The organism is Pseudoduganella sp. SL102 (assembly GCF_027856995.1).
GTDB lineage: Bacteria > Pseudomonadota > Gammaproteobacteria > Burkholderiales > Burkholderiaceae_D > Rugamonas > Rugamonas albidiflava.
This window is the reverse complement of the sequence record NZ_CP115554.1, coordinates 3,376,265-3,403,262: the sequence shown is the minus strand read 5'-3', so window position 1 is coordinate 3,403,262 and position 26,998 is coordinate 3,376,265. Positions and strand designations below refer to the sequence as shown.

At 68.2% G+C, this 26,998-nt stretch carries 26 protein-coding genes; 9 read left to right on the top strand and 17 right to left on the bottom strand.

The window, feature by feature from the left end; genetic code table 11:
- From hmpA to OU994_RS14430, 5 genes are all read right to left on the bottom strand, one after another.
- Window positions 1–1,194: an NO-inducible flavohemoprotein gene (hmpA, locus tag OU994_RS14450; protein WP_281611324.1), complete on the bottom strand. Its 1,194-nt coding sequence runs from the start codon at window positions 1,192–1,194 to the stop codon at window positions 1–3.
- A 138-nt stretch (window positions 1,195–1,332) separates the two neighbouring features.
- On the bottom strand, window positions 1,333–1,791 hold the full coding sequence (locus tag OU994_RS14445) for an Rrf2 family transcriptional regulator (protein ID WP_281611323.1): 459 nt from the start codon (window positions 1,789–1,791) through the stop codon (window positions 1,333–1,335).
- A 70-nt stretch (window positions 1,792–1,861) separates the two neighbouring features.
- Entirely contained in the window at window positions 1,862–2,098 is a 237-nt protein-coding gene (locus tag OU994_RS14440; protein WP_131146289.1) for a hypothetical protein, read from the bottom strand.
- Between the two features lie 94 nt (window positions 2,099–2,192).
- Complete coding sequence (locus tag OU994_RS14435) at window positions 2,193–4,412, bottom strand: ATP-binding protein (protein WP_281611322.1); 2,220 nt, start codon at window positions 4,410–4,412, stop codon at window positions 2,193–2,195.
- Window positions 4,400–5,626: a pyridoxal phosphate-dependent aminotransferase gene (locus OU994_RS14430; RefSeq protein ID WP_281611321.1), complete on the bottom strand. Its 1,227-nt coding sequence runs from the start codon at window positions 5,624–5,626 to the stop codon at window positions 4,400–4,402. Before OU994_RS14430 ends, OU994_RS14435 begins: the two co-directional genes overlap by 13 nt.
- Window positions 5,627–5,812: 186 nt before the next feature.
- Here OU994_RS14430 and OU994_RS14425 point away from each other — a divergent pair, with 186 nt between their 5' ends.
- Both OU994_RS14425 and OU994_RS14420 read left to right on the top strand, forming a co-directional pair.
- Entirely contained in the window at window positions 5,813–6,298 is a 486-nt protein-coding gene (locus OU994_RS14425; protein WP_281611320.1) for a hypothetical protein, read from the top strand.
- A gap of 93 nt (window positions 6,299–6,391) precedes the next feature.
- Window positions 6,392–6,808: an NUDIX domain-containing protein gene (locus OU994_RS14420; protein ID WP_281611319.1), complete on the top strand. Its 417-nt coding sequence runs from the start codon at window positions 6,392–6,394 to the stop codon at window positions 6,806–6,808.
- A gap of 31 nt (window positions 6,809–6,839) precedes the next feature.
- Here the strand turns inward: OU994_RS14420 and OU994_RS14415 are convergent, their stop codons facing one another.
- The 3 genes from OU994_RS14415 to OU994_RS14405 are packed head-to-tail and all read right to left on the bottom strand — an operon-like array spanning window position 6,840 to window position 10,158.
- Window positions 6,840–8,381: an FAD-dependent oxidoreductase gene (locus OU994_RS14415; protein ID WP_281611318.1), complete on the bottom strand. Its 1,542-nt coding sequence runs from the start codon at window positions 8,379–8,381 to the stop codon at window positions 6,840–6,842.
- Window positions 8,382–8,393: 12 nt separating this feature from the next.
- Entirely contained in the window at window positions 8,394–8,963 is a 570-nt protein-coding gene (locus OU994_RS14410) for a hypothetical protein (protein ID WP_131146293.1), read from the bottom strand.
- A gap of 10 nt (window positions 8,964–8,973) precedes the next feature.
- Window positions 8,974–10,158, bottom strand: coding sequence for a zinc-dependent alcohol dehydrogenase (locus OU994_RS14405; protein WP_281611317.1), 1,185 nt, complete (start codon window positions 10,156–10,158; stop codon window positions 8,974–8,976).
- 91 nt (window positions 10,159–10,249) lie between these two features.
- On the opposite strand from OU994_RS14405, the gene OU994_RS14400 reads away from it, so the two are divergent.
- Window positions 10,250–10,969: a hypothetical protein gene (locus OU994_RS14400; protein WP_281611316.1), complete on the top strand. Its 720-nt coding sequence runs from the start codon at window positions 10,250–10,252 to the stop codon at window positions 10,967–10,969.
- A 122-nt stretch (window positions 10,970–11,091) separates the two neighbouring features.
- Here OU994_RS14400 and OU994_RS14395 read toward each other — a convergent pair whose 3' ends face one another.
- Window positions 11,092–11,292 (bottom strand): DUF2905 domain-containing protein, encoded by a 201-nt coding sequence (locus tag OU994_RS14395; RefSeq protein WP_281611315.1) that lies wholly within the window; start codon window positions 11,290–11,292, stop codon window positions 11,092–11,094.
- 195 nt (window positions 11,293–11,487) lie between these two features.
- Window positions 11,488–12,267 (bottom strand): IclR family transcriptional regulator C-terminal domain-containing protein, encoded by a 780-nt coding sequence (locus OU994_RS14390; protein ID WP_281611314.1) that lies wholly within the window; start codon window positions 12,265–12,267, stop codon window positions 11,488–11,490.
- A gap of 197 nt (window positions 12,268–12,464) precedes the next feature.
- Here OU994_RS14390 and OU994_RS14385 point away from each other — a divergent pair, with 197 nt between their 5' ends.
- Entirely contained in the window at window positions 12,465–13,607 is a 1,143-nt protein-coding gene (locus OU994_RS14385) for a porin (protein WP_281611313.1), read from the top strand.
- 62 nt (window positions 13,608–13,669) lie between these two features.
- Here OU994_RS14385 and OU994_RS14380 read toward each other — a convergent pair whose 3' ends face one another.
- Window positions 13,670–14,836 (bottom strand): 4-hydroxybenzoate 3-monooxygenase, encoded by a 1,167-nt coding sequence (locus OU994_RS14380; protein WP_281611312.1) that lies wholly within the window; start codon window positions 14,834–14,836, stop codon window positions 13,670–13,672.
- A gap of 133 nt (window positions 14,837–14,969) precedes the next feature.
- Here OU994_RS14380 and OU994_RS14375 point away from each other — a divergent pair, with 133 nt between their 5' ends.
- A complete protein-coding gene (locus OU994_RS14375) occupies window positions 14,970–15,884 on the top strand; it encodes a helix-turn-helix domain-containing protein (protein ID WP_281611311.1) in 915 nt (304 codons plus the stop codon).
- Window positions 15,885–15,894: 10 nt separating this feature from the next.
- Here OU994_RS14375 and OU994_RS14370 read toward each other — a convergent pair whose 3' ends face one another.
- From OU994_RS14370 to OU994_RS14360, 3 genes are all read right to left on the bottom strand, one after another.
- On the bottom strand, window positions 15,895–17,538 hold the full coding sequence (locus OU994_RS14370) for a hypothetical protein (RefSeq protein ID WP_281611310.1): 1,644 nt from the start codon (window positions 17,536–17,538) through the stop codon (window positions 15,895–15,897).
- Window positions 17,539–17,574: 36 nt separating this feature from the next.
- Window positions 17,575–18,135: a hypothetical protein gene (locus OU994_RS14365; RefSeq protein WP_281611309.1), complete on the bottom strand. Its 561-nt coding sequence runs from the start codon at window positions 18,133–18,135 to the stop codon at window positions 17,575–17,577.
- Window positions 18,136–18,620: 485 nt separating this feature from the next.
- On the bottom strand, window positions 18,621–19,400 hold the full coding sequence (locus tag OU994_RS14360; RefSeq protein ID WP_281611308.1) for an IclR family transcriptional regulator C-terminal domain-containing protein: 780 nt from the start codon (window positions 19,398–19,400) through the stop codon (window positions 18,621–18,623).
- A gap of 145 nt (window positions 19,401–19,545) precedes the next feature.
- On the opposite strand from OU994_RS14360, the gene pcaH reads away from it, so the two are divergent.
- From pcaH to OU994_RS14340, 4 genes are read left to right on the top strand one after another with little or no spacing between them, the layout of a single operon-like run.
- Complete coding sequence (gene pcaH / locus OU994_RS14355) at window positions 19,546–20,244, top strand: protocatechuate 3,4-dioxygenase subunit beta (protein WP_281611307.1); 699 nt, start codon at window positions 19,546–19,548, stop codon at window positions 20,242–20,244.
- Window positions 20,245–20,254: 10 nt separating this feature from the next.
- Window positions 20,255–20,797 (top strand): protocatechuate 3,4-dioxygenase, encoded by a 543-nt coding sequence (locus tag OU994_RS14350; protein ID WP_281611306.1) that lies wholly within the window; start codon window positions 20,255–20,257, stop codon window positions 20,795–20,797.
- A 28-nt stretch (window positions 20,798–20,825) separates the two neighbouring features.
- Window positions 20,826–22,217, top strand: coding sequence for a 3-carboxy-cis,cis-muconate cycloisomerase (gene pcaB / locus OU994_RS14345; protein WP_281611305.1), 1,392 nt, complete (start codon window positions 20,826–20,828; stop codon window positions 22,215–22,217).
- 16 nt (window positions 22,218–22,233) lie between these two features.
- On the top strand, window positions 22,234–23,484 hold the full coding sequence (locus OU994_RS14340; protein WP_281611304.1) for an alpha/beta fold hydrolase: 1,251 nt from the start codon (window positions 22,234–22,236) through the stop codon (window positions 23,482–23,484).
- 185 nt (window positions 23,485–23,669) lie between these two features.
- On the opposite strand, the gene OU994_RS14335 is transcribed toward OU994_RS14340, so the two are convergent.
- From OU994_RS14335 to OU994_RS14325, 3 genes are all read right to left on the bottom strand, one after another.
- Window positions 23,670–24,851 (bottom strand): ABC transporter substrate-binding protein, encoded by a 1,182-nt coding sequence (locus tag OU994_RS14335; protein WP_281611303.1) that lies wholly within the window; start codon window positions 24,849–24,851, stop codon window positions 23,670–23,672.
- Window positions 24,852–24,912: 61 nt separating this feature from the next.
- Entirely contained in the window at window positions 24,913–25,866 is a 954-nt protein-coding gene (locus OU994_RS14330; protein WP_281611302.1) for a PDR/VanB family oxidoreductase, read from the bottom strand.
- Window positions 25,863–26,936 carry an aromatic ring-hydroxylating dioxygenase subunit alpha gene (locus OU994_RS14325; protein ID WP_281611643.1) on the bottom strand — a complete coding sequence of 358 codons (1,074 nt, stop codon included), beginning with the start codon at window positions 26,934–26,936 and terminating at the stop codon, window positions 25,863–25,865. Before OU994_RS14325 ends, OU994_RS14330 begins: the two co-directional genes overlap by 4 nt.
- Between the last annotated feature and the right edge of the window lie 62 nt (window positions 26,937–26,998).

Below are 26,998 nucleotides of genomic sequence, written 5' to 3'. Positions count from 1 at the left end.
TTATTCCAGCGCGGCGGCCGGGCCGAAGAACTCGTAGTACATCTGGTTTTCCGGCACGCCCAGTTCGCGCAGCGAACGCTTCACCACCTTCATGAACGGCTGCGGGCCGAGGAAGTACGCATCCACGTCGCGCGTTGCCGGCAGCCAGGCCGCCAGGCGCTCGCTGTCGAGCAGGCCCACGGCATCCGGCGCGGGATGGCCGGGCTGCTGGCCGGCGTGTTCCGCATACACGTAGCGCCGGCGCAGTTGCGGGTGGCGGCTGGCCAGTTCATCGACATGCGTGCGGAACGCATGCACGCCGCCGTGGCGCGCGGCATGGATGAAGTGCACCTCGCGCCCGCTCGCCAGCGCCGCCGGCAGCATGGCCAGCGTGGGCGTGATGCCGACGCCGCCGCTGATGAAGACGATCGGCCGGCTGCCGGCCCGTGCCAGCGTGAACACGCCGGACGGCGGCAGCAGTTCCACCACGTCGCCCTCGCCCACCGCATCGTGCAGGTGGTTCGACATCGCTCCGCCCTGCTCGCGCTTCACGCTGATCTGGTAGGTCTTGCCGTTCGGCGCGGCCGACAGCGAGTAGTTGCGGCGCTGGTCGACCCCGTCCACCACGGCGCGCAGGCCGATGTACTGGCCCGGCTGGAAATCGAGCACCGCGCCGCCATCCTCGGGACGGAACACGAACGTCGTGATCTCGTCGCTCTCGCGGCGCTTGCTGGCCACCACGAAGCAGCGCAGGCCGTTCCAGCCGCCCGGTGCCGCCTTCATCGCCGCGTAGGTCTGCCCTTCGGCGCCGATCAGCAGGTCGGCCAGCTGGCCGTAGGCGGCGCCCCAGGCGTCGATCACGGCGTCGGTCGCCACTTCCGCGCCCAGCACTTCGCGGATCGCCTGCAGCAGGCTGGCGCCCACCATCGGATAGTGTTCCGGCAGGATGTTCAGCGCCACGTGCTTGGCGACGATCTGGCCCACCAGCGGCCCCAGCGCTTCGAGCCGGTCGATGTTCTTCGCATACATCAGCACGGCGTTGGCAAGTGCGCGCGGCTGCGCGCCGTCGGCCTGGTGCGCCTGGTTGAAGTACGGCTTCACCTGCGGGTAGTCGCGGAACAGGATCGGGTAGAAATGGCGGGTCAGCGCCTCGCCGCCCACTTCCAGGATGGGGACGGTGGCGGTAACGATGGCACGGTGTTCGGCGGACAGCATGGTGTTCTCCCTTGGCTTCGGTGTTCGTTTAAAAGATGCATTTATTTTGCATCTTAAAGGCCGGCGGAAGAATTGGACAAAATGTCCCACCTGTCATGCAAGCAACGGGAGCCGGTCAGGGAGCCGGCCAGGAACAGATCAGGGCGCGGGCCGGCGCTCGGGCAGGTGCAGCAGGATCGCGTGTTCCTGCCGGCGCGCGCCGGGCAGCAGGTCGGCCAGCGTGACGCCGTCGAGCACCGCCAGGAAGGCCTCGGTGGCTTCGCGCAGCTTGCCCTGCAGGCCGCAGGCGCCGGCGAAGGCGCAGCCGCCGCCGGCCGGATCGAAGCATTCGGCCATGTGGAAGTCCGATTCGCTGGCGCGCACCACGGCGCCGATATTGACGTCGGCCGGATCGCCCTTCAGTCGCAGGCCGCCGTTGCGGCCGCGCACCGTCTCGACCAGGCCGGACATGCCCAGCTGGTGGATCACCTTGGTCAGGTGGTTCTTCGAGATGCCGTGCAGGTCCGCGATGTCCTGGATGGTGGCCAGGCGGTCGCGGTGCATGCCCAGGTACATCAGGGAACGCAGCGTGTAGTCGGTGAAAGTGGTCAGTCTCATGGCATGGGGGCGAAGCGGCACCGCCATTATAGCGGTGGCGCGCCTGCCGTGCCGCGGCGGCCGGGGAAAGCTAGTGCCTGCCCTCGTGCTTGCGTTCGTAGTCGTCGCGCACGTAGCGCGAGATGAACGTCGACAGCCCCCTGCCCGCCTCGGCCAGCGCCTTCATGGTTTCCACGCGGGCGCGCCCGGTGGCGCGGTACGTGTAGTCGTACACGTCGCCGCCGCTGAATTTCACGGCGATCGCTTCCGGCAGGATGTCGTAGGCAACCACGCCGGAATGGCCTTCGAGATTGCGATAGCGTTTCATGGCGCCAGTCTAGCGCGCGGCGTAACGGCGGTGCGCACGGCAGCGCGCCACCGCCAGGCGCTGTGCTGTCCTGCTCTTCCCTCTTCCGAGCCGTCTACTTCACCGCCTCGGGCCGCACCATGGCCAGCAGCTGCACCAGCTTGGCGGTATCCATCGGCTTGACGAAATACTGGTCGAAGCCGGCGGCAATCGATTTTTCCTGGTCTTCCTTGCGGCCGTAGCCGGTCACCGCCACCAGTTGCGCGGCGGCCGTCTGGGGCAGCACGCGCAGTTGCCGGGCCAGCTGGTTGCCATCGATATCGGGCAGGCCGATGTCGAGGAAGCACAGTTGGGGCGCATGGCGGCGCGCCAGTTCCAGCGCCTCGGTGGCGCGGTGCGCCACGTGCACCACGTGGCCGGCCGCTTCGAGGAACAGCGCCAGCGTCTGCGCCGCATCGACGTTGTCGTCGACGACGAGGCAGCGCAGCCCACCTGCCCGGGCCGCATGGGCGCCGGGCGCCGGCGCGCTGCCCGGCTGTGCCTGCGGCGGCGGTTCTGCATACGGCAGCTCCACCGTGAAGGTGCTGCCCTGGTTCGCCCCGGCGCTGGCGGCGCGCACCGTGCCGCCGTGCAGCGTGACCAGCGTGCGCGCCAGCGCCAGCCCCAGCCCCAGCCCGCCCTGCGAGCGGTCGGACGTGCGCTCGGCCTGCGTGAACAGTTCGAACACGCGCGCCACCAGTTCGGGCGCCATGCCGATGCCGTCGTCCGCCACCTCCACGCGCACCAGCGCGCCGTCGCGCTCGATCCGCACGCGGATATGGCCGTATTCCTGGGTGTACTTGGCCGCGTTGTTGAGCAGGTTGACGATCACCTGCACCATCCGCTTGTGGTCGGCGTTGATGCCCATCGGCGCGTGCGGAATGTCCAGTTCGAGCTGCTGGCGCTTCGACTTGAACAGCGGATAGGCCTGCTCCACCGCGTCTTCCACCACGGTGCGCAAGTCCAGCGGCTGCCGGTTCAGCTTGACCAGCCCGCGGGTGACGCGCGACACGTCGAGCAGGTCGTCGATCAGCCGTGTCATGTGCTCGACCTGGCGCGCGATGATCTCCGCCGTGCGCGCCACCGCCGGGTTGTCGGCATGCGCCATCTTCAGCACCTGGGCGCCGGAGCTGATCGGCGCCAGCGGATTGCGCAGCTCGTGCGCCAGCATCGCCAGGAATTCATCCTTGCGCCGGTCCGCCGCCTGCAGCGAGGCGGCCGCCGCGTCGCGCTCCAGTTCCTTTTTCTGCAAGGCGTGCGCCATCTCGTCCAGCGAGCGCGCCAGCGCGCCGATTTCCTCGTCCTCGTAGCGCAGGCCGGTGCGCGTGTCGAGCGAACCGGTGGCGATGCGGTTGGCGGTGCGTACCAGCGCCTGCACGCGGCGCACGATCAGGATATCGCCGCCGAACCAGGCCGCCAGCAGTGCCAGCGTGATCGTCATCGCCAGCCCGGCAACGGCGATCAGCTGGTCGCGCGTGGCGGCCGCCACGATCTCGTCATAGGGCATGCCGATGATCACCGTGTAGTCGGAGATATCGGCCTTGCCGACGCGCGCGAACGCGTACAGGCGTTCGACCCCGTCGCCATCGGTGAGCAGCACCGGCACCGCCGGCCGCGTCGCCAGCGCTTGCCGCAAGTGCTGCGGGATCGGCTTGCCGAACCAGCTGGCCGGGTCGGGCCGGCGCGAGATCGTCGTGCCCTGGCCATCGATGGTCCACATCAGCGAGCCGGGCGACAGCTTCACGTCGAGCACGAACTTGTCCAGCTCGGTCAAGTCCAGGGCGGCGAACAGCACCGCCCTGACATCGCCGTTCTTGATGACGGGGAAGGTCAGGTTGACGGTGTGCTTGCCGATCACGCGGCCGAAGACGTAGTTGCCGGCGATGAAGCGGCGTTCCGCGATGGCGCGGCGGAAATGCGGCCGGTCGCCCAGGTTGACCAGGCCCACCGACGCGACGGCGCTGCAGGTCACGTCGCCGTTCATCTGGATCAGCCCGAAATTGACGTAATCGGTATTCTTCGACAGGATGTCCGACAGCAGCACGCTGCAATCGTCCTGGTTGTCCAGCAGGTCGGGAATGCTGGACAGGTCGCGCAGGATCTGCCGCGCGCCTTCCAGCGACTGGGCTTCGTTGGCCGCGGCCAGGTTGGCGACGCGCTGCAGGTTCTCGCGCGCCACGTCGATCGCATGCTCGCGCTCGCGCACGCCAGTCAGCACCGTCATCGCCGCCATCGGCGTGATCGCCAGTCCGACCAGCAGGATCAGGCGGGCCCGCAGGCTGCTCAGGCGCGGCACGGGTCGGCCTCCCGGCCCGCGGCGCCGGCGGCCGCCATCCGGTCGCCCAGCGCGATAATGGCCGCCACGCCGCGCCGCAGCGTGGCCTCGTCGTCGGCGATGTAGCCGAGCCGGATGAAGCCGGGGCAGCCGAGCGCTTCGCCCGGCATGATCGCCACGCGGTATTCCTCGATGAGCTGTTCGGCGAAAGCCGTGGTGTCGAGCGTCAGCGCGGAAATGTCGCCCCACAGGTAGGGACCGGAGGCTGGCGATGCCACCGCGATCCACGGCACCGGCGCGAACAGGTCCACCACCAGGTCGCGCCGCGCGCGGTAGTCGGCCAGCAGGTCGGGCACGGCGCCGATCGCGAATGCCGCCGCGGCGGCGGCCTGCGTCAGCGCCGGCACGGCCGCCGTGATCGGCCCCTGCAGCGCTTCCATGGCCCTGATCCAGGCCGCGGGCGCGCACGCGAAGCCGGCGCGCCAGCCCATCATCGCGTAGCTCTGCGAGGCCGAGAAGATCGTGGCGATGCCCAGCGCCTGCCAGTCCGGGCAGGCCGCCAGGCTGTGGTGCGCGCCATCGAACACCAGCTTTTCATAACTCTCGTCGACGATGCAGGCGGTGCCGCGCGCGCGCAGCCAGGCACGGATGGCATCGAGTTCCGCCGGCGTGTACACCCTTCCCGTGGGGTTGTGCGGATTGTTGACCACCAGGACTTTCGCCCGGGGCAAGGCGTCCAGGAACGCCGCATCGATCACGTCCGGCTGGTCCACCAGCTCGATGCGCAGCCCCAGCAACTGCGCCGTGGCCACGTAGGCCGGCCAGTGCGGCCGCATCACGATCACCGCGTCGCCCGGATCCGTCATCACGTACAGCGTCTGGTACAGCGCCTGCTTGGCGCCGTTGGTGACAATCACATGCTGCGCCTGCGCATCGATGCCGTTCTCGGCGCGCAGCTTGCGAGCCAGCCCGTCGCGCAGTGCCGGCAGGCCGCCGACGGCGGTATAGGGCAGCAGCGGCTCGTCGAGCGCGGCGCGCACGGCGTCGCGCACCGGAGCCGGCGCCGGGAAGTGCGAGATCGCGATCGAAAAGTCGATCACCGCCTCGCCGCGCTGCTTCAGCAGGTCGACGCGCTCGTGCATCGCGGTGGTGGCCAGCGGCCGGGCCGTTGCGATCCGTTTCGACACGCTGTGCGACATGGAAGGTGCCTCCGCGAAGTTTTGCTGAAAGTTCATCTTTCGCTATCTTTCTTATAGTAGTACGACCGCTCGGACGGTCCGGATATTTTAACAAGATGCAATATTTATCGTATCACCCATTCGTATCGTGCGCGTGCCGGCGGCTACAATGCAGCCGAGTGGCAGAACGCATGGAAGGAACACCAATGAACGAGGAGGACGCATGAACCGGAGGGACGCGCGATGAAACCCTATGTCGCGGGCGCCATGGCCGCCGCGGCCGTGGTGCTGACGGCACTGGCCGGATGGGCGCTGTTCGGTCCGCCGTTCAGCGCCGATGCGCCGCGCCCGGCCGCCAGTGACGCCACGGCGGCACCGGCCGCAGAGCGCATCGCCGGGCACGGCCGCGCCCTGGCCGGCGACGCGCGCGGCATGCGCTACGTGGGCACGGAGCCGTCGCTGGCGCGGCCGGGCCAGGGATACCAGGTCACGTTCAGCACCGCCGATCCGCAACTGGCCAGGGCCGCCGGCGACGCCGCCAATGCCGCGCGCCAGGCGGCGTGGCAGCGGCGCTTCTGCGATGGCGAGCTGCAGGCGGAAATGGCGGCGCAGGGCGTGGCCGTGGTCACCGGCCGCGTCGTCGATGGCCAGGGCCGCACCCAGTACGTGGCCGACTGCGTGGCCGGCGGCGCGCCGCAGCAGGTCGGCCCCGGCGGCCCGCTGCTGTGAAAGGCGCATGCCATCGCGATGGCGCGCCGCCAGGCAAGCTGGCCACGCCGTTGCATCGACTGTTTCGATAGAGGGGAAGGCGATGGGAAACCGATGGATACATCTTGTGGCACCCTGATCGTCGACGCGGCAGGCCGCCTGCTGCTGTGCCACGTGACCGGAACGAAGCATTGGGATATCCCGAAGGGTGTGCAGGACGCCGGCGAGTCGCCGCTCGAGGCGGCGCGGCGCGAGCTGTTCGAGGAAGCCGGCCTGCGCATCGATGCCGGCCGGTTCACCGACCTTGGCGTGTTCGACTATCGCCGCGACAAGCGGCTGCACCTGTTCCGCGTGGCGGCGGGCGACGAGCTGTGCACGCTCGACCACCTGGCCTGCACGAGCTTTTTCCCGCACCACGTGACCGGCGAGCCCACCCCGGAGGCCGACGGGTTCCGCTGGGCCACGCGCGACGAGGTACGCACGCTGTGCTGGCCCAGGATGGCCCAGCGCCTGCTGGCGCTGGACTGGTAGGCGCGAGGCGCTGGTCGGCAACGTCGTCCCCCTAGCGGCGTCCCTTCCCGCCCGGATCGGCCGGCGGCAGCGGCGCGTTCGACGGCCCGTGCAGCACCTGGCCGGCGATGTCGAAACGCGAGCCGTGGCAGGGGCAGTCCCATGATTTCTCGGCCGAGTTCCAGTGCACCGCGCAGCCCATGTGCGGGCATGCCGCGGACAGGAAAGTCAGCTTGCCGTCCTCGGCCCGGTGCACCGCCATCAGCTTCAGGCCCTCGCGGATCAGCGCGCCCTCGCCGGGCGGTATGCGGTCCGGCGACCCGACTTCGCCGCCCTGCAGCCAGTCGGTGTACTGCGCCGCCACATTGGCCTGTTCCCTGGTGAATTCACCCAGGCCGTGCAGCGGCATCCGGCCCGGATCGTACAGCGCCTCCCATGGATTGGCGCGGCCGGCGATCAGGTCGGTGACGAGGATGGCGCCGGCCGTGCAATGCGTCATGCCGTTGCCGGAATCGCCGGTGATGACGAACACATTGCCCCGGTCGACGGGGTTGCGCCCCAGGTAGGCCACGCCATCGGCCGGCTCCATCACCTCGCCGGACCAGCGGTACATCGCTTCGCCGGCCTGCGGGAAGCGCGCGCGCGTCCAGGCCTCGATCTCGTCCCAGCGGTGCTGGGGCATGCCCTCCTGGCCCGTCTTGTGGTCCTGCCCGCCCACCACGAGGATGTCGTACGGCCGGGCCGCCCGGGCGTCGTCGAGGCGCACGTAGTAGTACGGGTCGCCGGTATCCCACAGCAGGAACGGTTCGATGGCGCCGCGCGGCACTGTCAGGCCGACCACGTAGCTGTGGTACGGCGCCACCTTGGTGTGCAGCACGAAGCGGTTGTTGAACGGCGTGTTGGTGGCCACCACCACCGCCGCGGCATGCACCGTGCCTTTCTCGGTGACGACGCTGGTGCCGTCGACATCGCGCGCCCGCGTGTCGCCGTAAATGCGGCCGCCGAGCCGCTCGATGGCGCGCACCAGCCCGGCCAGGTACTTCACCGGATGGAACTGCGCCTGGTTGTGGAAGCACAGCGCCGGCCCGGTATCCCAGGCCAGGCCGGGCACGCGCGGCAGCCGGGTAGTCGCGATGCCGAGGCGCTGGGTGCATGCATGCTCGCGCTCGATGATTGCAACGCCCTCCGCGCCGCCACCCGTGGCGGCCGGCACCAGGTAACCGTCCAGCCGGCGGAAATCGCAGGCGATCCGCTCGTCGTGCACGATCGATTCGACCAGGCTGGTGGCCCGCTCGTAGCTGTCGTGCAGCAGGTGGGCGCGGGCGTCGCCGAAGCGTTTCGCGATCCCCGCATAGCGCTCGTCGGGCGGGAAGAAATGCGCCGTGGTGCGGCCGGTTTCGCCGGCGCCCGGCTGCAGCGCGTCGACCAGCACCACCGACCTGCCCTCCTTCAGCAGCAGGTAGGCCGAGGTAAGGCCGGCAATGCCGCCACCGACCACGCACACATCGGCCGTCGTGTCGCCGGCCAATGGTGCGAACGACGGCACCTGGGCGGTGTCCGTCCACAGTGAAACGGTGGCGGCATTGGTCCGCATGGCAAGGTCCCGTCAGTACCGGTGGTCGCGGCGCTTCAGCAGGTAGCAGGCGATGCCGGCCACCGCCGCGCCGATCACCACCTTCTGCGCCAGTCCCTTCTTGTTGTGCTGCCATTCGGCCTTGATGCCCATCTCGCCGAGGATGTTCGGCACGTGGCCGCGCGCCAGGTCCTCGACCAGCCCTTCGACCACGTCGATGCGGTCGGCCAGCATCAGCAGCAGCCAGTGCCGGATATCGTTTTCCGTTTCCTTGAAGGCGGCGCGCCGCACCATGCCCGACACGCCGCGCGGCGGATTCGGGCTGCCGAACAGCGGCGTCATGTGCGGGCGCTCCAGCGAGACCAGCACTTCCACGTCCTGCCGCTGCTGCTCCGGCTGGGTCAGCGGGGCATCGATGCGCGGCGGCGTGCGCTCCATCGGCACGCCGGGGCGGTTCTTGCGGTCGAGGTCCGCGCCCCAGCCCTGGATCGCCGAGCGGTCCACCGGCGGGCGGCCATGCTGGAACACCGCGAGGTCGCCGGTGTGGTTGCCGTGGGCGTCGTGCTGGTGCGTATGTCCGGTATGTTCGTTGTCGTGTGCCATGCTGTTCTCCTCAATGGTTCGCGGTGGACGCAACGGCGCGCACCTGGTTCGCCGATGGAGGGATCAGCACCGTCTTGATGCAGTTGTCCAGCTTCGACGAGAACAGGTGGTACGCATCCGATACTTCCTCGAGCGGCACGCGGTGCGTGATGATCTGCTTGGGATCGATGCGGCCGGCCTGGATATGCTCGATCAGCCGCGGCAGGTGGCGCTTCACGCTGGCCTGGTTCATGCGCATGGTCAGGCCCTTGTTCAGCGCATTGCCGATCGGGATCGCGTTGAAGGTGGGGCCGTACACGCCCACGATCGACACATTGCCGCCCTTGCGCACCGAGTTGATGCACCAGTGCAGCGCGGTGGCCGAACCGGCCTGCATCATCGTGTAGACGCCGGTGATGGTCTGCGCCGCGCTGCCGGCCGCTTCGCAGCCTACCGCGTCGATGCACACGTCGGCGCCCAGCCAGTCGGTCATCTTCTTGATGTGCAGCGCCATGTCGTCCACTTCGCGGAAGTTGACCACCTCGCATTGGGCATAGCGGCGCACGAAGTCGAGCCGGTAGTCGACATGGTCGACCACGATCACGCGGCCGGCACCGAACAGCCACGCGGACTTGGCGGCGAAGATGCCCACCGGGCCGGCGCCGAACACGACCACCGTATCGCCTTCCGAGATATCGCCCATCTCGGCGGCCTGGTAGCCGGTGGGCAGCGCGTCGGTCAGCAGCACCGCGTCATCCTCGTCCATGTCGGCCGGGATCACGGTCGGGCCCACGTCGGCCATCGGCACGCGCACGAACTCGGCCTGGCCGCCGTCGAAGCCGCCGGCCGTGTGCGAGTAGCCATAGATGCCGCCCACGGCGGATGCCTGCGGGTTCGTGTTGTGGCAATTGCCGTACAGTTCTTTCTGGCAAAAGAAGCAGGAACCGCAAAACACATTGAACGGCACCAGCACATGGTCGCCCACCTTCAGCTTCGTGACCTGCGAGCCCACTTCCTCGACGATGCCGACGAACTCGTGGCCGAAGGTGGTGCCCACGCGCGTATCGGGCACCAGGCCGTGGTACAGGTGCAGGTCGGATCCGCAGATGCAGGAACGGGTGACGCGCACGATGGCGTCGCCGGGGTGTTCGATGACGGGATCGGGCTTGTGGTCGGCGCGGACACGGAACGGTCCGCGGTAATTCATTGCCAGCATGGTGACTCCTGTTGTTGTAGGGCCGTGGCGCCCCGCGACAGGGCGCCGGCATGTTCCAGGTCGAAATCGCCTCATCCCTGCGGGCCGCGGGATGGACCTCATGGCCGAGCCAGAGGGGACGAGCGTAAAAAAGCCGCCCGCGGGCGGCTGGCGTGAAACGGATCAGCGGGTCGGCAGCGGCGGCGTGGTCGTGCCGGTGGTGCCGGAACCGGTGGTGCCGGTGGTACCGGTGCCGGTCGCGCCCGCGCCGGAGCGCGTCATGCCCGTGCCCGAGGTGCCGGACGAAGTGCCGGACGACGTGCCGGAGGCGCTGCTGCCCGACGTGCCCGACGTGGACGAACCGCTGCTGTCCATCGACGAGCCGCTGGTGCCCGAGGTGGACGAACCGCTGGTCGCGCCTGGCGTCGTGCTCGGCGTTGTGCTCGGCGTTGTGCTCGGCGTTGTGCTATTCATGCCGGCGGTGCCGCTCGGGCCGCGCCACGTATCGGTGCCGGTGCTGGTGCTGGTTCCACCAGTGGCGCTGCCGCTGGTGCCGCTGGTGCCGCTGCTGGAGCGCATTTCGGTCGAGCTGGAGCCGGCCGTGCCGCTGGCGCCGGAGGTAGTGGAGTCCTGGCTGCCGGTGCTGTGCTGCTTGGACTTGGTGGACTTGTGCTTCTTGGTGTCGCTGGATTTCTGCTGGTCCGTGCCCGTGCTGGTCGACGAACTGGTGGACTGGGCCGCGACGCCCGCGCTGACGAACAATGCTGCAAGGATGACCGCGAGTTTGCTCTTCATGTCATATCTCCTTTTTGCTTGTGGGTGCAATCGGTGAATTGCCATTCTGGCACCGTCGACAGGCATGGCGCGTAGGAGTACACGCCGTGCGGCAGTCGGAACTGCCCCAAGCAAATTGAAAATATTTCCCCCGGTCACCCACGGAACCACCGATCTCCGTCAGCGCCGGAACCACCAGATCAGCAGCGATACCACGATGGACACGACGATGCAGGTCATGACCGGAAAGTGGAAACTGAAGCCCTCGCGCACGACATGCACGTCGCCAGGGAGCCGGCCCAGCGGCAGCTTGCTCAGCCAGGGCCAGGCCAGGCCGGCCAGCAGCAGGATGGCACCGAGAATGATCAGCAGCTGTCGCATCGTTCCATCCATGTCAGTATCGTCAAGAGGCCGCGGGCAGGGGAACCGCCGTGGATCGTCGCCATGAATCGTCACCATCGATCGTCGCCATGAATCGTCACCATGAATCGTCACCATGAATCGTGACCATCGATCGTCGCCATGAAACCCCCGTTGCGGCCAGTCTAGCGCGGCGCCGGCCGGCGTGGCGCGCCGTCACACCCACAGCATCAGCGTGTTGGCGCAAGCCTGCAGGGCCGGCACGCAGCGCGCAGCGGCGTCGGGCGCCGGACTGCCCGACGTCCTCATCAGGACGGACAACGCCCCGGTCGCCATGCCGTGCCGGTTCTTCAGCGGCACGGAGATGCCGCGCAGGCCGATCTCGTACTGGTCTTCCGTCATGCCGAAACCCTGTTCGCGGATGGTCTCCAGCTCGCGCCGCAGGGCTCCCTTGTCCTGCACTGTCACGTGCGTGTAGGGCACCAGTTCCACGCGCGCCAGGTAATCGCCCAGCGCCGCCTCGGGCAGGCAGGCCAGCAGCACCCTGCCCGCCGTCGACGCATAGGCGGGCTGGCGGGTGCCCGGCTCGCGCCCCGGTATCAGGTGGCGCGGCGCGTTGACCCGGCTGACATACACCACATCGTCGCCGTCGAGCACCGAGTAGTTGGTGGATTCCTGCAGCTGTGCCGTCAGGTGCTGCAGGTACGGGACGATCGCGCGCGGCATGCGCGCCGAATCCAGGTACGCATGGCCCAGCGTCAGTACCTTCGGCGTGAGCCAGAACTGCCGCCCGTCCGTGGCCGCCATGCCGGTATGGACGAGCGTGAGCAGGTAGCGGCGTGCCGCGCTGCGGCTGATGCCGATGCGCTCGGAAAGCAGGCTGGGCGTCAGGCGCGCCGTGTCGTCGTCGAACGCGCCGATCACGGCGATGCCGGTGACGAGGCCCTCGATGATGTCGCGCCTGGCGACGTCAATGGTCTGCGGTAGGTCCTTCATTGCAAAATATTTCCATTTTTGCGCGCTAATCGCGCAGGATGCGCGATTGTCGCATTAACAGGCGCGCAATGGTGTTTTTTTGCTCACGCCGAATTCCTATACTCGGTACCCGGCCACGACTGGCTGCAGCAGGCCAGCCCTGCCAGGTTGCGCGGCCAGCCGCCGCCAACGACGAGTAACGATTCGATGGAGATACGATGAAAGGGAAGCGGCTTTCCGCCCGGGCCATTGCGTGCCCCATCCTCGCGTGCCCTGCCCTCGCCTGGGCGCAAGGGGTGACGCTGTACGGCAATTTCGACCAATACGTCGGCCACATCCGCAGCAGCAGCGGTGCCCACATCACGGGGCTGAACGACGGCGCGCTCCTGCGCAGCCGCCTCGGCGTGCGCGGCACCGAAGCACTGGGCGACGGCATGGAACTGAAGTTCAACCTGGAAGCGGGGCTCAATGCCGACAGTGGCAGCGCCGCCGACGGCAAGCGGCTGTTCGACCGGCAGGCCTGGATCGGCATCGCCACGAAAGCCGGCGAATGGCGCGTGGGCCGCCAGAACACCGAGATCTTCTTGATCGGCAACGCCATCGACTACACGGACCGCACCACCTTCGGCTCCGTGATCAACAATTTCGGCGTGCCATCGCGCTTCGACAACGATATTTCGTACCGCAGCCCCCGCATCGGTGGCGCGTCCGTGGTGCTGCACTATGCGCTGCCGGAAAACGGGGCCGCGAACCAGACACCGCGCGGCAACCGCGCGCTCGTGCAATTCGCGGTGGACTACACGCGCGAACAATGGCGCTTCGGCTACGCCGGCCTGCAGGCCAGCCCCAACGACGTGACTGCCACCGTCCGCGAGAAGATACGCTACCACAACGTATACGCCAACTACCGGTACGGCAAAGGGACGCTCTACGCGGTGTTCGTGCGCACCAACAATGCGACGGCGCATGCCAACGGCAACACCGCCGGGTCCATCCTCAGCAACGTGGCCAGCCCCGACAACCATTTCGCCGGCACGGACCCCAACGCCGGTCGCTACTACAACATGTGGCAGCTGTCGGCCGACTACCGCATCGCCGCCAACCTGCGCGTGGGAGCGCTGTATGGCGTGATCCGCGACACGTCGGGCGGCGTTGCCGGGGCACGCGGCGCCAGCATCGGCGGCTTCTACGACCTGTCGCGGCGTACCCTGCTGTACGGCATCGCCGCCCGGATGAAGAACGCGCCGAACGCCGGCTTCCGCTTCGGCGGCTCGGGCGCACCGTCGGCCAACCTGGCCGGCGACGATGTCAACGGCCGCCGGCTCACCGGCCTGCAGGCGGGCGTGGTGCACAAGTTCTGACCGGTCCGGCCGGTTGCCGGACGCTTCCCGTCGCGCCTTCGGCGCGGCGACCGGGGCTTGCCTCAGAACGCGCCGACGTAGTTTTCCGCCAGCGCCTGCGCCAGCGCGCGCGATCCCACCACGTTCTCCAGTTCGGCCCGCTGCATTTCCCGCTCGAACGGCGTGGCTTCGGCGAAGGTGTGCAGCATGCGCGTCATCCACCACGAGAAGTACTCGGCACGCCAGATGCGTTTCAGGGCACGCTCCGCATAGCCGTCCAGCAGCTCGCCGCTGCCCTTCCTGTAGAACGCGTCGAGCCCCTCGGCCAGGAACTTCACGTCCGAGATGGCCAGGTTCATGCCCTTCGCGCCGGTCGGCGGCACGATGTGGGCCGCGTCGCCGGCCAGGAACAGCCGGTGGTGCCGCATCGTCGTGCAGACGAAGCTGCGCATGCCGATGATGCCCTTCTGGAAGATGCGGCCCTCGTTGATCTTCCAGCCATCGCTGGTTTCCACGCGGGCGTGCAGCTCGGCCCAGATACGGTCGTCCGACCAGTTATCCACGTGGTCCGCCGGATCGCACTGGAAATACAGGCGCTGCACTTCCGGCGTGCGCGTCGAGACCAGCGCGAAGCCCTGCTCGTGCCGTGCATAGATCAGTTCTTCCGACGACGGCGCCGATTCGACCAGGATGCCGAACCAGCCGAACGGGTAGGTGCGCTGGAATTCGCTGCGCGACGCTTCCGGCAGAGCCTTCCTCGACACGCCATGGAAGCCGTCGCAGCCGATCACGAAGTCGGCGTCGATGCGGCCTGGCTCGCCGCGGTGCGTGAACGATACCGACGGCGCGGCGCCGTCGATGCCGTCCAGCCGTACGTCCGACACCTTGAACAGGATCTGCCCCTGCGCGGCCAGGCGCGCCGCGACCAGGTCCTTGATGACCTCGTGCTGCGGGTAGACGGTGATCGCCTTGCCCGTCAGGTCGGCCAGGTCGATGCGGTGGCGGCGCCCGCCGAACGCCAGTTCGATGCCGTGGTGGAGCGCGCCGAGCTGGCGCATCCGCTCGCCGACGCCGGCATCGTTCAGGATATCCATCGTGCCCTGTTCGAGCACGCCGGCGCGGATCGTCGATTCGATGTCTTCGCGGCTGCGGCTCTCGAGCACGACCGATTCAATGCCCTGCAGGTGCAGCAGGTGGGATAGCAGCAGGCCCGCGGGGCCGGCGCCGATGATGGCTGCCTGGGTACGCATGATGAGTCTCCGTCTGGTATTAATTTGAACGATGGACGGATCGTAATGCCGCGCTTGCAATAAAAAAATGGATGAAGCACGCAAAAACTTGTACTATTTTGCAAATGCCTTGTCCTGAACAGGTTGATTCGCCATGAACATCCTCCCCAACGAGATTCCCCAGTTCGCGCTGTATGGCGAGAATACGCCGATCGACAATGCCGAGTTCGTGCATATCGAGCTGATCGAGACGCGCAGCCGCCTGCACGACTGGCACATCGGCCCGCACACCCACCGCGGCCTGTTCCAGGTGCTGTTCCTGATGGGCGGACACGTCAGCGCACAGGTGGAAAACATGCTGTGGGAATGCGATGGCCCGACCGTCATCACGATCCACCCGAGCGTGGTGCATGCGTTCGACTTTTCCACGGCGGCGCAGGGCTACGTGCTGACGATGGACCAGAACGTGGTGCTGTCGGTCGACCTGTTCGCGCCGCTGTTCCTGCGCCCGCAGGCCATGCGGCTGCACGAGAACGCCGTGGTGCAGGATCGCCTCGCCGCGCTGCTGCACCAGCTGATGCAGGAAGCGGCCGGGCCCCGCTATGGCCAGGCGCTGATGGTCGAGTGGCTGGCGCGCAGCGTGCTGCTGTTGCTGGTGCGGCTGGAAACGGAGCGGCGCATGGCCGACCAGTCGGGCCACGTGGAATTCGAACTGTTCAGCCGCTTCCGCGCGCTCGTCGAGGAGCATTTCCGCGAACAGTGGCTGGTGGGCCGCTATGCGGACGCGCTGCGCGTGACGGCGGCGCGGCTGAATCGCCTGTGCGTGAAACTGGCCGGCAAGTCGGCCTTTGAAATGGCGCAGGACCGCCTGATGCTGGAAGCCTGCCGCAAGCTCACCTACGTGCCCACCTCGGTCGCCACGATCGGCTACGAACTGGGCTTCCAAGACCCGGCCTACTTCAGCCGGCTGTTCCGCAAGCGCCTGGGACTGACACCGAAGCAGTACCGCGAGCAGACACGCAACAGCACCCGGCAGCATCCCGACCTGGCGACGCTGCCGGGCAGTTAGCCGCCAGGGGCTAGCGCGCGCTACCGTGTTCGGCCTTCATCCGGTAGTACTCCTTCTGGCCGCGGGCGCGCACCGTCCTGGCCAGCTCGGCCGCCTCGACCGCGGCGAGGCTGACGGAAGCATAGGCATCCGGATGGCTCCTGAGGCGGCCGAGCGCCTGCTCCGCCTCCGGCTGGCCCGCCAGCGACAGGCCGAACGTGGCCGACACGGCCAGTTCGGCGCCCAGCGCCTCGACGGTGGGCACCGCAGCGCCGGCAATGGTGGCATCGACGGCCGCCATCGCCGCCTGTGGCGATGCCAGGGATTTCGCCTTTTCCATGTCGCTCGCCACGCCCATCAGGAAGTCGAGCGCCGCCCTGCTGCCGGAGGCGTTGACCAGGTCGCCGAGGTGGATCAGCGCGGCGTTCTTGGCGTTGAACACGGCCTGGCCCGCGCGCCGGCTTTCGACGAAGTCGATCAGCGGCCGCACGGCGATCTCGCTGCCGATGAAGCACAGCGTGGTGACGATCTCGGGCAGGAATTCCTCGTGCTGCTCGGGTTCGTCGACCAGCCATTCGAGCAGCTTGCGCGCATCGTCCGCCTGGTATTGCGACGCGGCGCCATAGGGAATGCCTTCGATCCAGTGCTGCGAGACGAAGGCGCGCACGTCGGCCGGCGGCCTGGCCACGGGCCCCTGGCAGGAACAGCCGCCGGCGGCCATGACCGCGCCGGTGCCGGCCAGCGGACCGGCCAGGTAGCGGCCGGACTCGGTGGCATCGACGACATTGTGATCGGCACCGATGCTGGGGAACATGACGGCCCTCGTATCATCCGAGCGGTGGCCATTGCCCGCGTTGTGGCCGTATTCGTGCACCCACAGGATGCCTTCCTGGTTGGCGGTAAAGCGCACCACGGCCAGGTTCGTGACCGCGCTGCCGACCGGCGCGCAGCCGATGATCGAGCCGCCTGGCCCGCCGCACCAGCGGATCGCCTGCACCACCTTGATGCCGGTGCCGGCCCCCATCAGCGTGTTCCATTCGGCCTGCGTCTGGATGGTGGCCGGCACGGTGGCGGGCAGCAGCCGCACCGGTCCGTTACGGACGAACTGCACCCGCGTCGCGATATCGGCGCCCGTGTCGGCGCCCTGCAGCACGGTGCCCATGTCGCGCAGGATACGGTCCGCCTCGGCATCGGTCAGCGCGACGGCGCTGTGGCGGTGCACCGTCACGCTCACCGTCCGGGTACCCAGCGTGGGTGGATTGACCACCAGGTAGTCGACATACAGCGGAATGTCGGCACCCCACTCGACGTTGACCCAGATGTCGACGCCGCCGGGACGGGGCGCCACGTTGTGCAGCGTGTAGCGCGCCGCGCCGAGGAACTTGCCGGCATCCGGCCCGCCGGCCGCGCCCTCCCCGATCGACACGAACACGTGGGACTGCGGGCCGACGGCCGGCCAGTTGAGCCGCAGCGTCCACTGGCCGCGGCGGGGGCCCCAGTCGTGGCGGTAGGTAAAGCCGGTGCCGCTCAAGGCGGGCGACGGCGCGCCCTGCCCGGCAGGCAGCTCATTGACCTGCCTTTCCGCGACCCGGTTCGGGTGGACACCCGCCTTCTCGCTGCGCAACCCGGCGCTTCCCTCGACCGGGTCGTTTTCAATCACGTTATCTGACGACATGGATAATCTCCTTTGCACAAGCGTGCATGGTTATGCTTATGGATTGACCACCATGTAGTCGACGAACAGCAGGATGTCCGCACCCCACTCGACGTTGACCCAGATGTCGACGCCACCCGCGCGCGGGGCCACGTTATGCAGCGTGTAGCGGGCCGATCCCAGGAACTTGCCGGCGTCCGGCCCGGCCGCGGTGCCTTCGCCGATCGAGACGAGGATGCGCGAGCGCGGGTTGACGGCGCCCCAGTTCAGGCGCAGCGTCCACTGGCCGCGCCGCGGTCCCCAGTTGTGGCGGTACGTGAAGCCGGTGCCGCTCAGTTCCGGCTCCGGCGCCCCGGATGCCATCACCTGGCGCACCGCTTCCCTGTCGACATCCTGCTCGCTGATGGAAAACGCGGCGCCGCGGCCGCTGCCGGAACCGGCATCCGCGCGCGGCCCGCCGCCTTCCACGGCGGCACCGAACAGCTGCCGGACCGAGCGCCCGTCCGCTTCCTGGATCGCCTCGGCATACGGGCCGGACCTGGCCGGGGAAGCGGGCATCGTGTCGCCCTCCTGGCCGGCCCCGGCCATGCCGGGGCGGTGAATGAGATTGGTGGTCATCGATTATCTCCTTGGACATACCCTGATTACCCGGCCGGTTATCCGGCCGGGACTGGCGACATGACTGCCGAAACCGGCTGAATATCGATCTGGCTTTATCGATGGAGAATAAGGACGGTCGGCGCTGTCATGGCAATTCACCATAGACAAGGCCTGCGCGAATACAAGCGGCTTTTGCATCGGCGGTATTGACCGGTCTGCCGGGCGGTTTTCCTGCGCAGCGCGGCCGGCCACGCCGGCGCGGCGGCAAGGGGGGAAAGATGTCGAAAAATGTCGCGACTTTGTCCTGGAATATGCGGCCAGCTGTCCATTGCCGGGTCAAGGTTCTACAATATTCGGACACTAGGCGGGTAATAAGATGCCAGCGCGTGACGATTATCTGCCGCTATTTGAAATCGAGAAGCCTATCGGCGATGACGCCGCGATATAAATAATTATCCGCGATTTTTTTAATATGCCGCGTCCATTGCCAGGGCATGATCCGGTCACAGCAATGCCGACAATTCCGCCTGGATCTTCACCATCGCCGGCAGGCAGCGCTCCACCATCGCCTCGAGCGGCATGCGTCCCTCGTGCACGCTGACGTTCAGCGCGGCCACGATCTCGCCGCGGAAATTACGCAGCGGCACGGCGATGGCCCGCAAGCCCAGCTCCAGCTCCTGGTCGACCAGCGCGTACCCCTGCTCGCGCGTGCGGGCGATTTCCAGCGCCAGCCTTTCGCGGTGCACGATCGTGTGCGCCGTGATGCGTTCCGGCTCAACGCTGGCCAGGTATTTTTCCACTTCGTCCGTGGGCAGGTGCGCCAGCAGCACGCGGCCGTTCGCGGTGCAGTAGGCCGGCACCCGCGTGCCCGGCTGCAGCGTGGTCGAGACCAGCCGCCCGGCGCTGACGGCGGCCACGCAGACCAGTTCCCGGTCGTCCAGCACGCCGCACGATGCCGCCTCGCCCAGCGAATAGGCCAGCCGGTACAGCAGCGGCTGGGCGATGCGCGGCAGGCGCGCCGAGTGCAGGTAGGACTGGCCCAGCCGCAGCACGGCGGGCGTCAGCGAGAACAGTTTGTTTTCATGGCGCATGTAGCCCAGGTGCGTCAGCGTGATCAGGTAGCGCCGCGCCGCCGCGCGGCTCAGGCCGGTGCGCACGGCCACTTCCGCGATCGTCAGGCGCGCACGTTCCTGGTCGAATGCCTCGATCACCTGCAAGCCTTTTTCCAGCCCGGCGACCAGGTCGCGCGGATGCGGCTCGTTGGACGGTACACCCTGTTCCATGCGAAATCTCCTCGTTTGTGCGAGTATCGCACAAAGCGTGCGCATTGCGGATGCAGCTCGACATTGCCCCGTTGAGGGGGCCGGCCCGTGCGCCTACCATGGCCTGCATCCGACAACACCGCGCCCGGCGCACCAGGAGACTCCAGTGAAATTCGATTCCGTCCCATCCGGCGTGTATCCGGAACTCGTCCATCCCGAATACAAATCCACCGTCAAGCGCGGCCCGCTGCAGCCGCTGCTGCGCCTCGACGCGGCGCTGCCCGTCAGCGACAACATCGCCACCCCGTCGGGCCTGGTATTGCCGGGCGAGATCGACCTGACCAGGCCGGAAGGCTGCGCCGGCGAAGCCATCGGCGAACGCATCGTCGTCACCGGCCGCGTGACGGACGAAGACGGCAAGCCCGTGCGCAACTCGCTCATCGAAGTCTGGCAATGCAACGCGGCGGGCCGCTACCGCCACAAGAAGGACCAGCACAACGCGCCGCTCGACCCGAACTTCAACGGCTGGGGCAAGATGCTGACGGACGACGAAGGCCGCTACCGCTTCGTGACGGTCCGCCCGGGGCCTTACCCGTGGGGCAACCACCACAAGGCGTTCCGCCCCGCGCACATCCACTTCTCGCTGTTCGGCAACGTGTATGCGCAGCGCCTCGTCACGCAGATGTATTTCCCGAACGACCCGCTGTTCGACTACGATCCGATCTTCAACAGCGTGCCCGACGCGGCGGCGCGCCAGCGCCTGGTGTCCCGTTTCAGCATCGAGGAAACCATGCACGAACACCTGCTGGGCTATGAATTCGACATCGTCCTGCGCGGACGCGACGCCACCCCGATGGGCCTGTAAGGAGAGCACCATGACGACCAATTCGAGCAACGAATCAAGCAACGAATCAAGCTACATCACGACCTCGCAGACCATCGGCCCGTTCTCCCACGAAGCGTGGCAATGGAGCGTCGACGCCACCGCCAACGTCGAGACGACGGCGCCCACCGTGACCGTGCGCGGCGTGATCTACGATGGCGACGGCACACCGATCAACGACGCCCAGCTGGAAGCGTGGACCCCGCACGCGGCCCAGGCCGAGGCGCAGCAGGCCATTCCCGGCTTCCGCCGCATTCCCAGCGGCGAGGCGGGCGAATTCCAGTTCCGGCTTTCCCGCCCCGCCGATGCGCCGGCCGATGCGCCCGCCGCTTTCGTCACCATCTTTGCGCGCGGCCTGGTGAAGCACCAGTTCACCGCCGTGTTCCTGGACGATGCGCGACCGTCGCCGCTGCTGGCACAGGTGCCGGAAGAGCGCCGCGGCACGCTGCTGGCACGCCGCCAGCCGGACGGCACCTACCGCTGGGATATCCGCATGCAGGGCGAGAGCGAAACCGTGTTCTTCGACTACACGTGATAAACGGGAAAAACGGGAGAAGAAACGGATGAGCGTATCGATCTTCGACAGCTTCCTCACGACGACCGACATGATCGCGGTCTTCGACGATGCCGCGATCGTCCAGGGCATGTTCCGCTTCGAGCAGGCGCTGGCTGCCGCGCAGGCGGAGGAAGGCCTGATCCCGGCTGCGGCTGCGCGCGCCATCGCCGGCGTCTGCAACGCGCAGCTGTATGACATCCCGGCGCTGATCGCGGCCAGCCGCCGCGCCGGCAGCCTGGCCATCCCGCTGGTCAAGGAACTCACCAGAACCGTCGCGCTGTACGACAAGGACAGCGCCGCCTTCGTCCACTGGGGCAGTACCAGCCAGGACGTGGTCGACACCGCGCTGGTGCTGGCCACGCGCGAGGCGCTGCACCTGATCGACGCCGGGCTGGCACGGCTGGCGGACACGCTGCTGGCGCTGGCCGAAACGCACGTCGATACGCCCGTGCTGGCGCGCACGCTGATGCAGCCGGCCCAGGTGACGAGTTTCGGCTGGAAGGTACTGGGCTGGACCGCGCCGCTGCTGCGTGCCCGCGAGCGGCTGCGCGAGGCCGCCGGCCGCGCATTGCAGCTGCAGTTGGGCGGCGCGGTCGGCACGCTGGCCGTGATGGGCGACGACGCCGACGCCGTGGCGCGCCGGCTCGCCGACGACCTGGGCCTGAAGGTGGCCGATGCGCCGTGGCATACCCAGCGCGACGAGTGGGTGCGCCTGGGCCTCGAGGTCGCCGTGCTCACGGGCAGCCTGGGCAAGATCGCCACCGACCTGTCCCTGATGGCGCAGGGCGAGATCGGCGAACTGGCCGAACCGTCCGGCAATGGCCGCGGCGGTTCGTCGGCCATGCCGCACAAGCGCAATCCCGTCTCGGCGATGATCGCGCTGGCCGCCGCCGCGCGCACGCCGCAGCATGCCGCGTCGCTGCTGAACACGATGGGCCAGCAGCATGAACGGGGTTTGGGCAACTGGCAGGCCGAACTGGCCGAGTGGCCGCAGCTGTTCATCAGCGCGCACGGCGCGCTGCAGGCGCTGAACGACGCGTTCGGTGGACTGGCCGTCGATACCGGGCGCATGGGCCGCAACATCGATGCGCTGCAGGGGCTGATCTTTGCCGAGGCGCTGTCGATCCGGCTGGCCGGATTCATCGGCCGCCCGGCCGCCCACGAGTTCGTCGAAGGCCTGACGCGCCGCGCGGTGGCGGAAGGCCGGCACCTGGCCGACTTGCTGCCCGAGGCGGTGCGCGCGCACGACACGCTGCGCGAACACTGCGACGCGTCCGCCCTGGCATCCCTGCAGGCGCTGTTCGATTGCGTTGCCGCCGCCGGCGCCGCCAGGCGGCTGGCCACGCGCCGGCTGCCCCAGCTCCGCGAGCAGGCCGCCTCATTGACCAAGGACCACTGAACATGGACACCAACGCATGACCTACGATCCTTTCGACCACGCTTTCGAACGCGGCCTGCAAAACCGCCGCACCATCCTCGGCGACGAATGGGTGGACCGTTCGCTGAACAACGCCAACGCCTTCAACGCCGACTTCCAGAACCTGATCACGCGCTTCGCGTGGAACGAGATCTGGGGCCGCCCGGGCCTCGAGTACAAGACGCGCCGCGCCATCGTGCTGTCGATCACCATCGCCTTGGGCCGCTGGGAAGAATTCGAGCTGCACGTGCGCGCCGCGCTGCGCCCCGGCGCCGACGGCGGTATGAGCCCGGACGAACTCAAGGAAGTGCTGATGCAGTCGGCGATCTACGCCGGCGTGCCGGCCGCGAACACGGCGTTCGCGCACACGCAGGCGATCCTGCGCGAGATGAATCATCCACTGCCGCTGACCCAGCCGGCCGCGGTGCCGCATCCAGGCGTGGGCCACGAACACCGCACCGCCAGCCGCCCTGCGCTGCACTACACGATCCGCGAGCCGCGAAACGGTGAGCCGCCGCGCCGCACCGTGGTGCTCAGCCACGCGCTGGGCATGGACCTGTCGATGTGGGACGGGCTGGCCACGCTGCTGGCCGAGGACAGCCGCGTGATCGCCTACGACCACCGCGGCCACGGCGGCTCCGAGGCGCCGGAAGGCGCGTACGACATGGCCGCCCTGGCCGACGACGCGGCACGGCTGCTGCTGGAACTGGGCACCGGCCCGGTCACGTGGATCGGCCTGTCGATGGGCGGCATGGTGGGCCAGGAACTGGCGCTGCGCCACCCGGCACTGGTGCAGGCGCTGGTCATCGCCAACTCGTCGTCCGGCTACCCGGAAGCGGCGCGCGACGCCTGGAAGCAGCGCATCGCCACCGTGCGCGAACAGGGCATCGAGGCGATCGCCGATACCGTGATGGGCCGCTTCTTCCACGACGCGTTCCGCGCCACGCACGGCGGCACCGTCGCCCGCTGGCGGCGGCGGCTGACCAGCACCGACCCGGTAGGCTATGCGGGCTGCTGCCATGCGGTCGGCAACGTCGACACGACCGCGCGCTTGTCGTCGATCGCGGTACCCACGCTGGTGATCGCCGGTGAGCTCGACCAGGGCGCCCCGGTGGCGATGTCGCAAACCATCGCTGGCGCCATCCCCGGCGCACGGCTGGTCGTGCTGGCGGACGCCTCGCACATCGCCGCCATCGAGCAACCCGCCGCGTTTGCCCGGGCGGTGCAGGAGTTCCTCGAAAACCGGTGACAGGCTCCGGTGCTTTTAAGTTAAGGCCACCCAAGGGCAAATTCTGGGGTCAGACCCGCCGGGGCGTAGCCGGGGTTTCAAGGAGCATCGCTCCTTGCCGGCGTAGCGGTACTGGCCTGGAAGCCAGTACTCCTCTCTGACCCCGGCATCTGCTGTTGGGGTAAATGGAGCCGACGGCCCCTTGATTACACCCCCGGGTCGGCGAAGTTGGCGACCTGGTCGAACTCCACGTTGAACATGCCGCCGTCGGCCTGCTGCGCCTTGCGGATGTACACGGTCTGCACGATGTCACGGCTGGCGGCATCGATCCTGACCGGCCCGCGCACGCTGTTCCATGCCAGTCCCTTCATCGCCGCGAGCAGCTTCGCACCGTCGGCGTCGCCGCCGGTCTTCGCCAGCGCCTGGTACAGCAGGTGCATGCCATCGTAAGCGCCGACCGAATGGAAGTTCGGGCGCATGCCCTTGTTGGCGGCCATGAAGGCGCGCACATAGGCCTGGTTGTCCGCCGACGGATGCGCGGCCGAGTAATGGTGGCTGCTGACGACGCCGTTGGCGGCGCTGCCGATGCCGGTCATCAGGTCGTCGTCCAGCACGTCGCCGGTGCAGATCAGGCGGATGCCGGCGGCGGCCAGGCCGCGGTCGTTGAACTGCTTCAGCACGGCCGCGCCCTCGCCGGATGGCACGAACACGAACAGCGCATCGGGCCTGGCATCCTTGACCCGGGCCAGGAACGGCGCATAGTCGGGATTACGCAGCGGCACGCGCAGCGAATCGATCACCTTGCCGCCACCGGCGCCGAAGCGTTTCACGAACACCTTCTCGGCATCGAGCCCTGGCCCGTAGTCGGCCACGAAGGTCATCACGCGGCCGATCCTGTTTTTCGCCGCCCAGTCGGCCAGCGGCGCCGTCACCTGCGCCAGCGTGAAGCCGGTGCGCACGATGAACGGCGAGCGCTGCGGGATGATCGACGTGGCGGCCGCCATCACGATCATCGGCACCTTGGCCTGCGTGGCGATCGGCGCGGCGGCCAGCGCCAGCGGCGTCAGCCCGAAACCGGCCAGCACGCGCACCTTGTCGCGCGCCACCAGCTCCTGCGCGATGCGCTTCGTCACGTCCGGCGACACGCCACCGTCATCCTTCAGCACGATCTCGATCTTGCGCCCGGCCGCGCTGTCGCCATGCTTCTGCTGGTACAGCTTGACGGCGGCCTCGATCTGCCGGCCGGTCGAAGCGAACGGTCCGGACATCGGCACGATCAACCCCAACTTCAGCGGCTCGGCGGCGAATGCGAACGATGGCAGCGAACCAGTCGCCGCGGCGGCGGCCATGCCGGCCAGCAGGGTACGGCGTTTCGGTTGACAAGTCATGTCTCCTCCTTGTTGTTGTGAGCTACGGAACTACGGACTACAGGTCGGCTTGCAGGCCGGGTTATAGATCAAGCACCAGCAGCGCGCTTTTCGCGCGCGAGCAGCATGGCGTGAAGTGGTCGTTGGCAGCCTGCTCCTCCTCCGTCTGGTACAGGTCGCGGTGCTCGGGAATGCCTTCGAGCACCCGCGTCAGGCATGTGCCGCACACGCCCTGCTCGCACGACACCGGCACGTCGATACCGTGATCGGCCAGCACCTGCACCACCGTGCGCCCAGCCGGTATCGTGTACGTCGTGCCGCTGCTGGCGATGCGCACATCGAACGCCCCGCCCTCTTCCGCCACGGCGGGTGCCGCGCCGAAGTATTCGCGGTGCAGGCGGTCGTCGCTCCAGCCCAGCGAGCGCGCCGTGGCCAGCACGTGATCGATGTAGCCGCCCGGCCCGCATACGTACACATGCGTGCCCGCTGGACAGTCCGACAGCGCGGCCGCCACGTCGAGCCCCGTGCCTTCCTCGTCGATGTGCAGGCGCACGCGGGATGCGAACGGCGCCTGCTCCAGCCGGCCGCGGAAAGCGGCGCGTGCCGCGCTGCGCACGCTGTAGTGCAGCGTGAACGGCAGCCCTTTCGCGTGCAGGTGTTCGGCCATCGCCAGCAGCGGCGTGATGCCGATGCCGCCGGCGAACAGCACGCTATGATGCGGCCCGTCGGCCAGGCTGAAATGGTTGCGCGGCACGCTGACGTCCAGTTCCGCGCCCTCGGCGATCCGCTCGTGCATCGCGCTGGAGCCGCCGCGCGACGCCGGTTCGCGCAGCACGCCGATCAGGTAGCGGTGCGTTTCATGCGGCGCGTTGCACAGCGAGTACTGGCGCACGATGCCTTCGCCCACATGCACGTCGACGTGCGCGCCCGCCGTGAAGGGCGGCAGCGCCGCGCCATCGGCGGACACCAGCTCGTAGCTGCAGATACCGTCGGCCTCGCAGGCCCGGCGCGCAACCTTCAAGCGCAGGGTGCTCATGCCGCCACCTGCGCCGAAGCCGGTGCCGCCTGTTCTGCCGGGCCAGCCGGCGCTTCGCGGGCCAGCCAGCGGTCGATCACCTTGCGCGACTGCACGCCGCCGGCATCGATGTTGAGCATCAGCAGGCGCCGCTCCGGATGGCGCAGGATGTTGGCCTGCTGCTGCTCCAGCATCGCGCGGTCCTCGCTGAAGATCTTGCCCTGGCCGGTGCGGATCGTGTCGGTGAGGGCCTGGTCGCCGGCCCTGAAGTTGCGCGCCATGCCCCAGAAATACCAGTGCGTGGTATCGGTTTCCGGCGTGATGAAGTCGACCACGATCGACGACGCCTTGAACTCGGCCGGGGCATCGTAGCCGCCCTTGCCCGCCAGCGCCACGCCGACCTCGATCAGCACGTGGCTGGGCGGCGTGAAGTGGCAGATCTGCCAGCGGTCGACCGGCACGTCGTCGGGCAGGCCGTTGCCGCGCAGCGCCGCCTGCCAGAACGGCGGCGGCATCACGTTTTCCATGAAGCGGCTGGTGATCACTTCGTCGCCCACGGTCTTCGTGGTGACGGGCGCCTCGTCGATCTCCTTCTGGCCGATCGACGACGCGTGCACGTAGGTCTCGTGGGTCAGGTCCATCAGGTTGTCGATCATCAGCCGGTATTCGCAGCCGATGTGATACAGGCCGCCGCCGTAGGCCCAGCCCTCGTCCACCGCCCAGTGCAGGTGCGGAATGGTGGCCGGGTCGGCCAGCGCAGGATCGCCGGGCCAGACCCAGATGAAGCCATAGCGTTCGGCGACCGGATAGCTGCGGATGCACGGGAAGCCACGCACGCGCTGGCCCGGCATGGCGACCGGCTTGCCGTCGCAACCCATCTGCAGGCCGTGGTAGCCGCATACCAGCGTGCCGTCGCGCACGAAACCCAGCGACAGGGGCGCGCCGCGGTGCGGGCAGAAATCCTCGACGGCGGCGACGCCCTGCGCGGCGCGGTAGAACACGATCTTTTCGCCGCAGATCTGGCGGCCCAAGGGCTTGTCGGCGATCTCTTCCGGCGTCGCGGCGACATACCAGGCGTTCTTCGGGTAGATGGTGGAAGGTACGGGGGCGTTCATGCTGTCTCCTTTTTGTGGTGCTGAACTTCGATATTCAG